Origin of the sequence: Paraburkholderia sp. SIMBA_027 (genome assembly GCF_046535315.1) — a bacterium.
Taxonomy (GTDB): Bacteria; Pseudomonadota; Gammaproteobacteria; order Burkholderiales; family Burkholderiaceae; genus Paraburkholderia; species Paraburkholderia tropica.
In genome coordinates, this window is the sequence record NZ_JAWRWY010000017.1 from 99,415 (window position 1) to 113,145 (window position 13,731).

At 67.0% G+C, this 13,731-nt stretch carries 13 protein-coding genes; 3 read left to right on the plus strand and 10 right to left on the minus strand.

Translation table 11 applies throughout. The features are described 5' to 3' along the window. The first annotated feature begins 59 nt into the window (after positions 1–59). The gene (locus SB764_RS29000) at positions 60–647 is read left to right on the plus strand and encodes a YSC84-related protein (RefSeq protein ID WP_065065516.1); all 588 of its coding nucleotides are present in this window, start codon (positions 60–62) and stop codon (positions 645–647) included. Between the two features lie 84 nt (positions 648–731). Here the strand turns inward: SB764_RS29000 and SB764_RS29005 are convergent, their stop codons facing one another. The 10 genes from SB764_RS29005 to mltG all read right to left on the minus strand — a co-directional run bounded on the left by SB764_RS29005 (position 732) and on the right by mltG (position 11,650). After that, positions 732–1,799, minus strand: coding sequence for a glycosyltransferase family 4 protein (locus SB764_RS29005; RefSeq protein ID WP_065065517.1), 1,068 nt, complete (start codon positions 1,797–1,799; stop codon positions 732–734). 336 nt (positions 1,800–2,135) lie between these two features. Next, complete coding sequence (locus tag SB764_RS29010; protein WP_410865828.1) at positions 2,136–3,320, minus strand: AAA family ATPase; 1,185 nt, start codon at positions 3,318–3,320, stop codon at positions 2,136–2,138. 98 nt (positions 3,321–3,418) lie between these two features. Next, positions 3,419–4,864: an alpha,alpha-trehalose-phosphate synthase (UDP-forming) gene (gene otsA, locus SB764_RS29015; RefSeq protein ID WP_065065519.1), complete on the minus strand. Its 1,446-nt coding sequence runs from the start codon at positions 4,862–4,864 to the stop codon at positions 3,419–3,421. Positions 4,865–5,038: 174 nt separating this feature from the next. Next, positions 5,039–6,268: a mechanosensitive ion channel family protein gene (locus SB764_RS29020; protein WP_065065520.1), complete on the minus strand. Its 1,230-nt coding sequence runs from the start codon at positions 6,266–6,268 to the stop codon at positions 5,039–5,041. 368 nt (positions 6,269–6,636) lie between these two features. Further along, a complete protein-coding gene (locus tag SB764_RS29025; RefSeq protein ID WP_065065521.1) occupies positions 6,637–6,993 on the minus strand; it encodes a Rap1a/Tai family immunity protein in 357 nt (118 codons plus the stop codon). Positions 6,994–7,222: 229 nt separating this feature from the next. Then, positions 7,223–7,936: an ankyrin repeat domain-containing protein gene (locus tag SB764_RS29030; RefSeq protein WP_065065522.1), complete on the minus strand. Its 714-nt coding sequence runs from the start codon at positions 7,934–7,936 to the stop codon at positions 7,223–7,225. Between the two features lie 76 nt (positions 7,937–8,012). Then, positions 8,013–8,798, minus strand: coding sequence for a TatD family hydrolase (locus SB764_RS29035; protein ID WP_065065523.1), 786 nt, complete (start codon positions 8,796–8,798; stop codon positions 8,013–8,015). Positions 8,799–8,888: 90 nt separating this feature from the next. Then, the gene (locus SB764_RS29040) at positions 8,889–9,932 is read right to left on the minus strand and encodes a DNA polymerase III subunit delta' (protein ID WP_124260999.1); all 1,044 of its coding nucleotides are present in this window, start codon (positions 9,930–9,932) and stop codon (positions 8,889–8,891) included. 86 nt (positions 9,933–10,018) lie between these two features. After that, complete coding sequence (gene tmk / locus SB764_RS29045; protein WP_065065525.1) at positions 10,019–10,639, minus strand: dTMP kinase; 621 nt, start codon at positions 10,637–10,639, stop codon at positions 10,019–10,021. After that, entirely contained in the window at positions 10,640–11,650 is a 1,011-nt protein-coding gene (mltG, locus tag SB764_RS29050; protein ID WP_183717049.1) for an endolytic transglycosylase MltG, read from the minus strand. Positions 11,651–11,727: 77 nt separating this feature from the next. Here mltG and SB764_RS29055 point away from each other — a divergent pair, with 77 nt between their 5' ends. After that, the gene (locus SB764_RS29055) at positions 11,728–12,774 is read left to right on the plus strand and encodes a YgfZ/GcvT domain-containing protein (RefSeq protein ID WP_410865829.1); all 1,047 of its coding nucleotides are present in this window, start codon (positions 11,728–11,730) and stop codon (positions 12,772–12,774) included. 96 nt (positions 12,775–12,870) lie between these two features. Next, the gene (locus tag SB764_RS29060) at positions 12,871–13,719 is read left to right on the plus strand and encodes an NRDE family protein (RefSeq protein WP_410865830.1); all 849 of its coding nucleotides are present in this window, start codon (positions 12,871–12,873) and stop codon (positions 13,717–13,719) included. Positions 13,720–13,731 lie beyond the last annotated feature (12 nt).

Below are 13,731 nucleotides of genomic sequence, written 5' to 3' on the forward strand. Positions count from 1 at the left end.
ACTCCGTCATCGGCACGGCCATGGCGGTAAGGCGTCCGGAAAACAGAACGGAGAAGAATATGCAAGCACGTCGCTTCATCCTGAAGACTTCCATCGCGGTCGCACTCGCGGCCTCGGCTCTCGCAGGCTGCACCACCACCGGCAACCAGCCGCCCACCGAACAATCCAACGACTCGCGCCGCCAGTCGATCGACGCCAGCGTCGACGGCACCATGTCGCGTCTGTATCAGACCGTGCCGGGCTCGCGCGAACTCGTCGGCAAGGCGCGCGGCGTGCTGGTGTTTCCCTCGGTGGTTCAGGCTGGCATCGTGGTGGGCGGCGAGCACGGCGATGGCGCGCTGCGCGTAGGCGGCGGCACGGTGGGCTACTACAGCACCACGGGCGCGTCGGTGGGCGCCACGCTGGGCGTGCAGTCGAAAGCGGTCGTCTATCTCTTCATGACGCAGGACGCGCTCGACAAATTCCGCAATTCGGACGGCTGGTCGGTGGGCGGCGACGCCTCGGTCGCGCTCGTGAAGGTCGGCGCGAACGGTTCGATCGACACCACCACGGCCACCAAGCCGGTCGAGGTTTTCGTGCTGACCAACAAGGGCCTGCTCGGCGACCTCTCGCTCGGCGGCACCAAGATCTCGCGCCTGAAACTCTAAGGCGCGGCAAGTCGCGCCCGGCACGCGCGCAATGCAAAACCGGCGGCCCAGGCCGCCGGTTTTTTCATGCTCACCACGCCATGCTCAGGTCGCGGACGTGTCGATCACCTTGAAGCGCGAGCGCTTGTTCGCGCGGATCACCGCCTGATACGCCTCCACGTATTCCTGCGCCATGCGGCGCGACGTGAAGCGTTCTTCAAAACGTTGCCGCACGCCCGCGCGCGGCACGCGTGCCAGGCGGTTCACGGCGGCCACCGCGCCAATCTCGTCCTCGACGATGAAGCCCGACACGCCCTCGTCCACGACTTCCGGCACCGCGCCGCGATTGAACGCGATCACCGGCGTGCCGCAGGCCATCGCCTCGATCATCACGAGGCCGAACGGCTCCGGCCAGTCGATCGGAAACAGCAGCGCATGCGCGCCCGAGAGGAATTCGGCCTTCTGGCTATCGTTGATTTCGCCGATGAACTCGACGAACGGCAGCGCGAGCAGCGGCTTGATCTCGCGCTCGAAATACTCGCGGTCGGCTTCGTCGACCTTGGCGGCGATGCGGATCGGCAGGCCACAGCGCTCGGCGATGCGAATCGCCGTATCCACGCGTTTTTCCGGCGAAATACGGCCGAGGAACGCGAGATAACGCTGCTCGACCGGCTGCGGCGTGTAGAGGTGCTCGGGCAGCCCGTGATAGACCGTGCGTAGCCATTTGGCCTGCGGAATGGGCTGGCGTTGCGCGTTCGAGATCGAAATCACGGGCGCGGTATTGAACGTGTCGAAGACCGGCTGATGCTCGGGCAGATCGAGACGGCCGTGCAGCGTGGTCACGAACGGCGTTTCCTGGCGCTTGAACACCGAAAACGAATAGTAGTCCATATGGAAGTGCAGCACGTCGAACTGGTCGGCCTGGCGGCGCACCAGCTCCATCAGCAGCATGTGCGGCGCGACCCGGTCGCGGATGCTCGGATCGAGCCGCAACGCCCGCGGCCAGACGGCTTCGAGCTTCGCGCTCGTGACCGAATCGCCGCTGGCGAACAGCGTGACGTCGTGGCCGAGTTCGACGAGCGCCTCGGTGATGTACGACACGGCGCGTTCCGTGCCGCCATAGAGCTTGGGCGGGACCGATTCGGTCAGCGGGGCGATCTGCGCAATTCTCATCGGGTTCTCCAGCGAGTGTCTCCGGCAACGGCTGTCGCGAGGGCGTTGGCGATGCAACCTTCCAGCGCATCGACCGATTATGGGGCCGCACGGCTGGCCCACGAATGCCCCGGTTGCGCGCGCACCACATACGCCAACCCAGGCCGGGACAGAACCGCCCGTCCCTAATCAGCCGATGCAGCCGATGCGCGCGCGCCATCTTCATTATTCGGGAAGCGGCCTGGTCGGGCCGCAACACTTTCAATTGTTATACAGACTTACACGCGGATACATCCTCGCTTTCTCGCATGGTCCGCGCGCGCGAGTGCGATTACGCGATGAGTGCGGCAAGCACAATCAACGTGACGGCCACTTCCAGGCGGGCACGTCGAGCGCGTCCTCGTCGGCGAGCGCGGTGGCGCCGAGGCGCCGTTCCAGCACAATCGACTGGCTGCCCGCCTCGCGTTCGAGCGCGGCGACCAGCCGCGGCGCATGCGAGACGACCAGCACCTGCGACTGCGTCGACGCCCGCGCGATCAGCCGCGCGAGCGAGGGCAGCAAGTCCGGATGCAGGCTCGTTTCGGGCTCGTCGAGCACCAGCAGCGCGGGCGGACGCGGGCTCAGCAGCGCCGCCGCGAGCAGCAGATAACGCAGCGTGCCGTCGGACAGCTCCGCGCCGCGCAACGGCCGCAAGAGCCCTTCCTGGCGCAGCGCCACCTCGAAACGCCCTTCGTGGTTCACGATCTCCGCGCGCGCGCCCGGAAACGCATCGCCGATCGCCGCATCGAGCGCCGCGCCGTCGCCGATCTCGCGGATCGTCTGCAAGGCGGCGGCGAGGTTCGCGCCGTCGTCGGAAAGCACCGGCGAATGCGTGCCGATCTGCACCTGACGCGCGGCCGCCTGCACGTCGGTGCGGAAATGATCGTAGAAGCGCCACGAGCGGATCTGCTCGCGCACCGCGATCATCTCGGGCGCGCTACGCGGGTCGGCGAACTCCGTCATCATGCTGTCGAAGCTCGCCACCGGCTGGGCGAGCGTGGTCCAGTCGTCGCTTCCCCCGCGTCCGCCGCCCTCGCCCCGGATGCGGATCATCGGCCCCTGACGATCGACCAGCAACGCCGACGGCCGCAGGATCGGCCCGCTCCAGATGCATTCGCGCTTGATCACCGGATCGAGCGCGAACTGCGAGGTGGACGCCGGCGGCGGCAAGCCCAGATCGATCGCATAGCCGAAGGTCTCGCCCGCGAAACCGAGCTTGAGGCTCACCGCGTCCTTGCGCACCGTGCCCTGCACCGCGTGCTCGCCCGCACTCACGGCGCGCGAGAAGCGCTCGGGTCCGGCCCAGAGCGTCGATTGCAGACCGCCCTCGCGCGCCAGCGACGGAATCACACCGCCGCGCGCGGTCAGCGCGAGCAGCCGCAAGGCGCGATACAGATTCGATTTGCCACTGCCGTTCGGTCCCGTGATGACGTTGAGCGAGCCGAGCGGCACGATGAGTTCGCGCAACGAGCGGTAGTTGGCGATGGCGAGCGTAGAGAGCATGTGTCGATGAGCCGAGGCGCGTCGGGTGTGAAGATCCACGCAGGATCATACGCAATCGACGCGCGACGGCAGGCAACGATGCAACGATGGGCCCAACCTTAGCGCTGATGCGGCACGCGCGCGAGATCGCTGAGGAAACGGTCGCGCCACACGCCGAGGTCGTTGCGGCGCAGCGCCTCCATATTGGTGTGATAGCGCTCCTTGCGTTCTTCGAGCGGCATCGAGAGCGCGTGCTCGAGCGCCTCCGACATGCCCGTTGCATCGTGCGGATTGACGAGTAACGCGCCCGCGAGTTCGGCGGCCGCGCCCGCGAAAATCGACAGCACCAGCACGCCCGGATCCTCGGGATTCTGCGCGGCCACATATTCCTTGGCGACGAGATTCATGCCGTCGTGCAACGGCGTGACGTAACCCACCTGCGACTCGCGGAACAGCGACATCAGCTTCCAGCGGTCGTACTGCTGGCTCAGGTAGCGGATCGGCGTGTAATCGAGGCCCGAGTAGCGGCCGTTGATGCGCCCCGCCTCGCGCTCCAGTTCCTCGCGAATCACCTTGTAGCTGGCCACATCCGAACGCGTGGGCGGCGCGATCTGCACGAGCGTGACTTTGCCGCGCCATTCGGGCGAATGTTCGAGCAGTTGCTCGAAGGCTTGAAAGCGCTCGACGAGGCCCTTCGAATAGTCGAGCCGGTCCACGCTCATGATGAGCTTGCGTCCTTCGAGGCTCTGCTTGAGATCGAGCACGTGCTGGCGGCTTTCGTAGCGCGCGGCCTGCTCGGCGATCTCGTCGGGAAACACGCCGATGCGGTACACGCCCGTGTGCAACGTGCGTCCGTACGCTTCGAGCACGCCCTCCTCCTCGACCTCGCCGGCTGTTTCGGCGCCCTTGCCCGGCTTCGTGGCTTCGCCCAGTTCGCGCACCGTGCCGTGCGCCTCGCGCGCGATGTAGTCGTGAAACGCCTGCTGGTCGTTGCGCGTCTGGAAGCCGAGCAGGTCGTAGCAGCACAGCGATTTCACGAGTTCCTCGTGCGGCGGAATCGTCTGCAGCACCTGCGGCGAGGGAAACGGAATGTGCAGGAAAAAGCCGATGCGGTTGCGCACGCCTTCCGAACGCAGCGCCTCGGCGAACGGAATCAAATGGTAGTCGTGGACCCAGATGATGTCGTCGGGCTCGATCAGCTTGACGAGCTTGTGCGCGAGCCAGGCGTTCACGCGGCGATAGCCCGCGTATTCGTCGCGCTCGTAGCGTGCGAGGTCGTTGCGGTAGTGGAACACCGGCCAGAGCGTGGCGTTCGAAAAACCGCGGTAGTACTGGTCGTAATCCTTCTTCGTGAGACCGACGGTCGCGAACGTCACCGGTCCTTCCTGATCGAGCGTCGGGCCTGCGTTCGCCACCGTCTCGCTCACCACGTCGCCGCTCCAGCCGAACCACACGCCGCCCGCGTCCTTGAGCGCGCCGAACACGCCCACGGCGAGGCCGCCCGCCGAGCCTTTGGTTTCGGTGGGCGTCGCCACGCGGTTAGAGACGACTATCAGTCTTGCCATCGTGCTTTTCCTCCACGGATCGCCTGCTTCGCGATGTCTTCTCGTTGTTGAAATTCAGTTACAGGCCGCGCCGGGTTTGCATCTGCGTTTGCATCTGCGTTTGCATTCGTCGCTGCGCGTTGCCTCTCTTTCGCCTCGTCTTGCAACCGACGTTTCAACCGCGCTCTAACAGATCTAACGCGACGGCGCCGGCTCCTCCGCCGCGCGCGAGCCGCTGTCCGCCACCGGATCGGCTTCGGTGTTGGCCGCCGTGCTCGACGCCGCATTCGCACCGCTTCGCGACCCGCGCCGCGTGAACGCCGGCAACTCGCCCGTCGGCGCTTGCGCGCCGCTCTCCACGTCCGCCGACACCTCGGCGCGCGCCCGCGGCAAATATTGCGGATAGTGCGCGTTGATGAAGTCGAACAGCCCTTCGCGCACGCGGCATCGCAAATCCCAGTTCAGCCCCGAATCCTGCGAGCTGACGAGCACGCGCAACTGCATCGCACGCTCGTTGGCATCGGTGACCTGCAGCACCTGCACGCGTTTGTCCCATTCGGGCGCGCGCTCGACGATGCGCGCCAGTTCCTCGCGCAGCGGCGCGAGCGGCGTGCGGTAATCGAGCCACAGAAACACCGAGCCGATGATCTGCGAGCTGCTGCGCGTCCAGTTCGTGAACGGATTCTCGATAAACCATTGCAGCGGCACGATCAGTCGCCGCTGGTCCCAGATGCGCACCGAGACATACGTACCGGTAATTTCTTCGATGCGCCCCCACTCGCCCTGGATCACGACCACATCGTCGAGCCGGATGGGCTGGGAAATCGCGATTTGCAGACCGGCAATCAGATTCCCCAGCACGGGGCGTGCCGCGATACCGGCGACCAGACCGGCGACGCCCGCCGACGCCAGCAGACTCGCGCCGATCTGGCGCACGTTCGGGAAGGTCATCAGCGCCGCGCCGAGCCCGAAAATGATGATCACGACCATCACCGTGCGCGCGAGCACGCGCGCCTGCGTGTGGATGCGGCGCGCCTGCAGGTTGTCGGCGATATCGAGCGGATGCGCCGCGATGATCGCCTCGCCGATGGCCGCCGCGCAGCGCACGGACAGCCACGTCATGGCGGCGATCAGCGCAAACGCGCAGAGCTCACGCAAGGTGCTGATGAAGTGCAGCGTGTCGGGCGCCTGCCACCAGACGAACTCCAGCGCGAGCACGGCGAGCACCATGCGCGCGGGCGGGTTCACGTAGCGCACGAACACGCTCGCATACGGATACGGCCGCGCGAGCCGGCGCACGACGCGCGCGCCGAGCCAGTGCACAGCGAAAGCGAAGGCCAGCGCGATGGCGCTGACGAGGAGCGTGCCGAGCCAGTTTTGCAACGGGGCGTCGGTCAGTCGGGAAAAGTCGTCGAGAGTGGGCATCGGTGGCCAGTTCCTCCTGCGCGTGGCGACCTGGTGGAAACGGCACGGGCGGCAGGCCCGCGGGCGAGACGGCGCGGCAACGCGGCGTCGGCAAAAGCCGGGCCCGTCAGGCGTAACGCTACGCGAATGCGTGTAAAAACGCGCTCAAGATTGCGCCGATGGTGCGACTCATGCGGCTAATGCAGCTGGTGCGGATCGAGCGAGCGGCGCGCTGCGCGAGACGCGGCGGCCCGGAAAAGCCGCCGCGCAGGAGAATCGACTGGCGATTGCGCCGTTGGTTCAACGGCGCTACGGATGCGAGGTGATACGGCGGAGGTTGCGGCAAAAGACGGGCAGCACGGCCGGACGCGGCCGTGCCGAGGCGGCCATCAACTGCCCGTCTTGCAGGGAAACGCCTTGCCGAGCCCAAGCGAAATCGCCGTGCTGGCGTTGTAGCCCGCGATGTTCGGGTTGTCGGCGATGTACTTGCGCACGGCGTCGGTCAGCTGCGCGGAGCGCGCATCCGCCGGCAGGCAGAAGTATTGGCCGACGCGCGGGCCGGTCGTGCCGCCGATCGCGTCGATGGTGTTGAAGATGCCGTCGGCGGCACCTTCGATATACGCCGCGCACGCACTGCGCGAGGCCACGTCGGTCTTCGAGCAAAGGCGGTTGAGGTCGCTTGCGGTGAATGCGAAAGCCGAGAGCGGCAAAACGAGCGCGCCGGCGCAGAACAGAGCCCGCAGCATGGTTCTCCTTGAATCGTCGTGTGGTGCGGCGCCCCTGCGCCGCGCGCCGCCCGCCGGTGCGCGCGTGGAGCGCGGCTGCCGGCAAGGGGCAATTTCGCTATTGTGCACTGTTTTGCATAACTGCCGCTCGGGTCCGGTTCGCGCCGCACCCGCGCGGCCGTTGCGCGCGAGGCCGCGTGGCAGGCGGCCCGGGGTGCGGTCGAGCGCTGACTGAGCCGTTATCGGCCCGTTATTGCGCCGCCTGCCCCATGCGCGCCGAGAGGTCCTTGATCGCATCCGGCGCCTTGTACTGCTTGGCGAAATCGAGCGCGTTCATGCCGATCTGGTTCTTGGCCTGCAGATTCGCGCCGTGATCGAGCAGCAGATTCGCGGTGCTCATGTGATCGCCGCGCGCGGCCATCATGAGCGGCGTGGTGCCGTTCGGCGACTGCGCGTTCACGTCGGCCGAATAGCCGATCAGCAGCTTCGCGACGTCGTCGTTGCCGTTTGCGGCCGCATAGTGCAGCGGGGTCCAGCCCTGCTTGTTGACGTCGGCGCCCTTGGTGATGAGCATTTTCACGAGGTCGACGTCGCCGTTCAGCGAGGCCAGCATGAGCGCGTTTTCGCCCGCCTTGTCCTGCGCGTTGATCTTGATGGCCGGGTTGTCGAGCAGCACCGCCGCGACCTTGTCCGACTTCTCGCGGGCGGCCAGCACGAGCAGCGGCATGCCCTGGTCGTCGGTCGCGTTCGGGTCCATGCCGTTGGCGATGTCCTTGGCGACGCCCTTGTCGTCGTCGAACTTCACGCCTTTCACGAGCGAATCGATCGGCGCGGCGTGGACCGGCGCGCTGACGAGCACGGCGGCGCCCATGCCGAAAGCAAGCGCGGCAGCGACGCGGCGCACGGCGGCGCCCCGGACGGTTTGCGCGGATTTCACGGTGGACAGTTGCGAATTCGAGTTCATGTCAGGCCTTAACGTTATTCGATATCTGATTGATAACACGCCGTTTTTTCAGCGGCATTGCCCGTAGCGGCTGCGTTCAGGCCGAAGCCGGAATCTTGAAGAGCCGGAAAAAATTCTGCGTGGTGGCAGCGCCGAGTTCGGCGTCCGGCAATCCGCGTTGCTGGGCAATGAATCTTCCGACATGGCTGACGTACGCAGGTTCATTGGGTTTGCCACGAAATGGCACTGGCGCAAGATACGGCGAGTCCGTTTCGATCAAAAGACGCTCGATCGGCACGCGGCGCGCCACTTCCTGCACATCGGTCGCGCTCTTGAAGGTCACGATGCCCGACAGCGAAATGAAGAAATTCTGCGCGATGGCGCGTTCGGCGATCGCCCAGGGCTCCGTGAAGCAGTGCATCACGCCGCCCGGCTCGCCCGCGCGCTCCTCTTCCATGATGCGCAGCGTGTCCTCGGAAGCGGCGCGCGTGTGGACGATCAGCGGCTTGCCGGTGGCGTGCGCCGCGCGAATGTGCACGCGAAAGCGCTCACGCTGCCATTCCATGTCGTCGATGGTGCGTTCGCCCAGACGGTAGTAATCGAGCCCCGTTTCGCCGATCGCCACCACCTTCGGGTGTTTCGCCAGCTCGACGAGGTCGGCGACCGAGGGTTCCTGCACGTCTTCGTGGTCCGGATGCACGCCCACCGACGCGTAGACGTTCTCGTAGCGGCTCGCGATATCGAGCACCGAGGGCAGCGTCTCCAGATCGACCGAGACACACAGCGCGTGGGTTACGGACTGCTCGCGCATGTTTTCGAGCACCTGCGGCAGCCGGTCGGCGAGGCCCTCGAAGTTGATGTGGCAATGCGAATCGACAAACATGGACAAGTCCTGCGGTGAAAATCGTTAAGGCTAAGCGAGGCTCAAGGCCGGCGCGGCGCGCTGTGTGATCAAACGCGCATCAAATACGCGTCAGGCGAACATTTCACGATAGCCGAGAAACAGTTCCTCGAACACGAGCCGCGCATTGAGCGGATGGTTTTCGATCGCGCGCTGACGCGTCACGGTCTTCATGTAGCGCGCGAGCGCCGGGCTGTCGAGCTTCGCGGCGCAGCGCCCGAGCGCGGCCGCCGACTGCGGGTAATAGCGCGGACGGCCCGCCGTGCGTTCGGCCAGCAGATCGTAGACCCAGCGCTGCAACCAGCCGAGCACCAGCGGCACCGGCAGCTTTTGCAGCGTCTCGCCGCAGGCGAACGGATCGCAGGCCGGGCCTGCGGCGAGCTGGGTGAGCGTCCAGTCGCGCAGCGTGCGGTTTTCGTCGCTCGCGAGCGCGAGTGCCGCAAGCGGCGCGCCGCCCGCTTCGGCCAGCAGCCCGACCGGATCGTCCACGCCCTGCTGCGCAAGCCAGGCCTGCGCCTCGGCGGGCGCGGGCGTGCTCATCGGCCACTGGCGGCAGCGGCTGATGATGGTCGGCAGCAAACGGTCGATGCGCGCCGAGACCATCAGGAACACCACGCCCGAAGGCGGTTCCTCCAGCGTTTTCAGCAGCGCGTTCGCGGCGGCGACGTTGAGCGCTTCGGCCGGATACAGCACGACCACGCGCATGCCGCCGCGATGCGAGCCGACGCCCGTGAAATCGAGCAGCGCGCGCACCTGCTCGATGCGGATTTCCTTGCTGGGCGCGCGCCCTTTCTTGCCTTCGTCGTCGCCCTTGTCGGCTTTCTCGGGCTTGCCGTCGCTGTCGTCGCCCGTCGGGCCGACGAGGCTGGCGAGCGCTTCGGGCACCACCGCGCGGTAATCGGGATGATTGCCCTGCTCGAACCAGTGGCACGCCGGGCAGGCGCCGCACGGCTGACCGTCGGCGTGCGGCGACTCGCACAGCAGCCCCTTCGCCAGATGCTGGGCGAACTGGAGCTTGCCGATGCCGGCCTGGCCGTGCAGCAGCAGCGCATGCGGCCAGTGGCTGCGCAACTGCTGAAGGCGTTCCCAGTCGCCGCTCTGCCACGGATAGATCATATTTAGAATCAATCAGTTAGGCGAAGTTCGCGAGATTTCGCGCGAACCACGCCGTTCATATAACTTCGCCAAATAACGCTTTGCAATCAGAGCGTTGCGATGATCTGCTCAAGCTTGGCGCGAATTCCGTCGATGCTCTGCGAGGAATCGACGATCGCGAAGCGGTACGGCGCCTCTTCCGCGCGGCGCAGGTACTCGGCGCGCGTGCGCGTGAAGAACGCATCGGTCTCGCTTTCGAAGCGGTCCGGCTCGCGCGCCGCGCCGCGCCGCTCGCTGGCGGTGTCGGGCGCGATGTCGAACAGGATGGTCAGATCGGGCTGAAAGCCGCCCTGCACCCAGCGTTCGAGCGTTTCCAGCTTGTCGCGCGGCAGGCCGCGGCCGCCGCCCTGATAGGCAAAGGTCGCGTCGGAAAAGCGGTCCGACAGCACCCAGTCGCCGCGTGCGAGCGCCGGCTCGATCACGCGCGCGAGATGCTCGCGACGCGCCGCGAACATCAGCAGCGCCTCGGTTTCGAGGTCCATCTGCTCGTGCAGCAGGAGATCGCGCAGCGATTCGCCGAGCGGCGTGCCGCCCGGTTCGCGCGTCATGACCACCGTGCGGCCGCCGGCAGCGAGCTTGTGCTCGAGCTGCTCGCGGAACCAGGCCAGATGCGTGGTCTTGCCCGCGCCGTCGATGCCCTCGAACGTGATGAATCGGCCACGCGCCATTTAGTTACCCCGGATGTATTTGTCGACGGCCTTGTTGTGGTCGACGAGATTGTCGGAAAACACGCTGCTGCCGTCGCCGCGCGCCACGAAATACAGCGCGCCGGTCGCCGCCGGATTGAGCGCTGCCTGCAATGCCGCGGCGCCGGGCAACGCGATTGGCGTCGGCGGCAGCCCTGGGCGCAGGTACGTATTGTAAAGAGTGTCGGTTTGCAGATCGCGCTTGTGCAGACGCCCCAGATAGCCCGCGCCCATCCCGTAGATCACCGCCGGATCGGTCTGCAGCGGCATGCCCACCTTGAGGCGGTTCGTGAATACGGCGGCCACCAGCGGACGGTCGCCGGCCTTGCCGGTTTCCTTTTCGACCAGCGAAGCGAGCGTCAGCGCCTCGTACGGCGACTTCAGCGGCAGACCCGGCGCGCGCGCGGCCCATGCCTCGTTCAGATGCGTCTGCATGAGCTTATAGGCGCGGCGGAAGACGTCCAGATCGCTCGAACCCTTGTCGAACAGATAGGTGTCGGGGAAGAACAGGCCCTCGCCGCTGCCCTCGGGCGAAGCGGGTGCGCCGATCGCCGTCAGAAGCTGGGCGTCGTTCATGCCCGCGGTGTCGTGGCGCAGCGCCGGATTCGCGTCGAGCTCGTCGCGCATGCGCTTGAAGGTCCAGCCTTCGATAATGGTCGCGACGTATTCGTTGACGTCGCCGAGCGCCATCTTCTGCAACACTTCGTAGGGCGTGATGCCCGCCTTGAATTCGTAATTGCCCGATTTGAGATGGCTCTGCAAGCCGAGCGCGCGGGTCATCAGCACGAACAACTGGGGCTGGACCGGCACGCCGCCGCGGTTCAACTGGGCGGTAACGCTGCGCACGGTGCTGTGCGGCTTGATGGTGACGTCGAGCTGCTGGACCGCGAGTGCAACGGGCGTGGTGGCCCAGTACCAGACACCGCCTGCGGCGGCTGCGCCCAGCACGGCGCACGCAACGCCGGCGGCAAGGCATTTCTTCAGGAGGGACATGGAAACATGACTCAGGGGGACCTCATATAATAACTGCTTGCCCTCGCTAAAGTCAGGATTGACTGTTCCCCGAATCCATGAACTCCCCGCTCGCTCCCGCTACTACGCTTTCCTCCTCGCCGGCCGTGCAGGCTGATCTGCCCGGCCCGACCGCCGCCGACTTCGACGCCGCGCTCAAGGGCGGCGCCTACGCGATCCTGCCGCAGTTCGGCGTGATCGACGCCAACGGCGAAGACGCCGCCACTTTCCTGCACAGCCAGCTCACCAACGACATCCAGCATCTGGACGTCGCGGGCGCGCGCCTCGCGGGCTACTGTTCGGCCAAGGGCCGCCTGCTCGCGTCGTTCCTCGTCTGGAAAAGCGCCGAGACGATCCGCCTGCTGATCTCGAAGGACGTGCAGGCCGCGGTGCAAAAACGCCTGTCGATGTTCGTGCTGCGCGCCAAGGCCAAGCTCGTCGACGACAGCGACAAGCTGCTCGTGGTCGGCTTCGCGGGCGACGTGCGCGGCGCGCTGTCGGGCGTGTTCGACGCACTGCCCGACGGCGTGCACGTCAAGGTCGACGACACCGCCGGCTCGCTGATCCGCCTGCCCGACGCGGCCGGCCGTCTGCGCTATCTGCTGGTCGGTCCGAAGGACGCGGTCGAAGCGAAACTCGCCGCGCTCGACGGCAAGATCGCGCGCGTCACGCCCGCGCTGTGGGACTGGTTCGACATCCACGCGGGCGAGCCGCGCGTCACGCAAGCCGTGAGCGAGCAGTTCGTGCCGCAGATGATCAACTTCGACGTGCTCGGCGGCGTGAACTTCAAGAAGGGCTGCTATCCGGGTCAGGAAGTGGTCGCGCGCAGCCAGTATCGCGGCACGATCAAGCGGCGCACGGCGCTCGCGAGCGTCGCGGCCGGTCGCGACGCCGCGCGTCCGGGCGTCGAGCTGTTCCATTCCGACGATCCGGGCCAACCCTGCGGCATGATCGTGAATGCGGCCGCGTCGCCCGAAGGCGGCGTCGATCTGCTCACCGAGATCAAGCTCGCGGCGCTCGAAGCGGGCAGCGTGCATCTGGGCGCCGCCGACGGCCCCGCGCTGCGCTTCTTGCCGCTGCCCTACGCACTGCCCACCGAGGTCTGACGCGTTGTCGGCACTGGAAGTGTTGGTGTTGGCGTTCTGGCCGGTCGGAACGCGGCCGCCCTCTGCGTGCGGCCTGAGCGACGGAGGTCGCGCGCCATGTGCCTGATCGTGTTCGACTGGCGCCCGCAGGCGACCGCAGGCGCGCGCTTCACGCTCGCCGCGAACCGCGACGAGTTCCTGCGCCGCACCGCCGCGCCGCTGCAATGGTGGGCCGACGCGCCCGACGTGCTCGCGGGCCGCGATCTCGTCGGCGGCGGCACGTGGCTCGGCATGACGCGCGGCGGGCGCTTCGCCGCGCTCACCAACTATCGCGCGCCGCGCGACATGCGCCCCGACGCGCCCACGCGCGGCACGCTGGTGTCTCGCTGGCTGATGGGGTCATCGGCGGCGACCGGGACGCTGCCCGACAGCGCGCTCGGCTATCTCGACGAAGTCGCGCGCGACGGAGCGCTCTACAACGGCTTCAATCTGATCGTCGGCGACTGGACGCGCGGCGAGCTCGCCTGGTATTGCAATCGCGCCGACCGCGCGCCCGCGCTGCTGCCCGAAGGCACGCACGGCATCTCCAACGCGGTGCTCGACACGCCGTGGCCGAAGCTCGTGCACAAGCGCGCGGAACTCGCCCAACTCACGCAGCGCGCGAGCGACGGCTCCGACGTCCCGCTCGAACGTCTGATCGAGATGATGCGCGACCCGCGCGTGGCGCCCGACGCCGACCTGCCCGCGACCGGCATTCCGCTCGAACGCGAGCGCGCGCTGTCGGCGGCCTTCATCGAAACGCCCGATTACGGCACGCGCGGCACCACGGCGCTGCGCGTACGCGTGAACGGCGCGCGTCTGGACGTCGAGGCGCTCGAACGCAGCGACGACGACGGCTCGCACCGCCTCGTGCGCCCGGGCGCATTCGAGCGCCACGAACGCTACGTCATCGACACGGCGCGCTAAGCCGCTCCGCTC

What these genes read in the sequence shown, in the direction of transcription:
- SB764_RS29000 (WP_065065516.1), top strand. Translation starts at nt 60, where the DNA reads ATGCAAGCACGTCGCTTCATCCTGAAGACTTCCATCGCGGTCGCACTC.
- SB764_RS29005 (WP_065065517.1), bottom strand. Translation starts at nt 1,799, where the DNA reads ATGAGAATTGCGCAGATCGCCCCGCTGACCGAATCGGTCCCGCCCAAG.
- SB764_RS29010 (WP_410865828.1), bottom strand. Translation starts at nt 3,320, where the DNA reads ATGCTCTCTACGCTCGCCATCGCCAACTACCGCTCGTTGCGCGAACTC.
- otsA (WP_065065519.1), bottom strand. Translation starts at nt 4,864, where the DNA reads ATGGCAAGACTGATAGTCGTCTCTAACCGCGTGGCGACGCCCACCGAA.
- SB764_RS29020 (WP_065065520.1), bottom strand. Translation starts at nt 6,268, where the DNA reads ATGCCCACTCTCGACGACTTTTCCCGACTGACCGACGCCCCGTTGCAA.
- SB764_RS29025 (WP_065065521.1), bottom strand. Translation starts at nt 6,993, where the DNA reads ATGCTGCGGGCTCTGTTCTGCGCCGGCGCGCTCGTTTTGCCGCTCTCG.
- SB764_RS29030 (WP_065065522.1), bottom strand. Translation starts at nt 7,936, where the DNA reads ATGAACTCGAATTCGCAACTGTCCACCGTGAAATCCGCGCAAACCGTC.
- SB764_RS29035 (WP_065065523.1), bottom strand. Translation starts at nt 8,798, where the DNA reads ATGTTTGTCGATTCGCATTGCCACATCAACTTCGAGGGCCTCGCCGAC.
- SB764_RS29040 (WP_124260999.1), bottom strand. Translation starts at nt 9,932, where the DNA reads ATGATCTATCCGTGGCAGAGCGGCGACTGGGAACGCCTTCAGCAGTTG.
- tmk (WP_065065525.1), bottom strand. Translation starts at nt 10,639, where the DNA reads ATGGCGCGTGGCCGATTCATCACGTTCGAGGGCATCGACGGCGCGGGC.
- mltG (WP_183717049.1), bottom strand. Translation starts at nt 11,650, where the DNA reads ATGTCCCTCCTGAAGAAATGCCTTGCCGCCGGCGTTGCGTGCGCCGTG.
- SB764_RS29055 (WP_410865829.1), top strand. Translation starts at nt 11,728, where the DNA reads ATGAACTCCCCGCTCGCTCCCGCTACTACGCTTTCCTCCTCGCCGGCC.
- SB764_RS29060 (WP_410865830.1), top strand. Translation starts at nt 12,871, where the DNA reads ATGTGCCTGATCGTGTTCGACTGGCGCCCGCAGGCGACCGCAGGCGCG.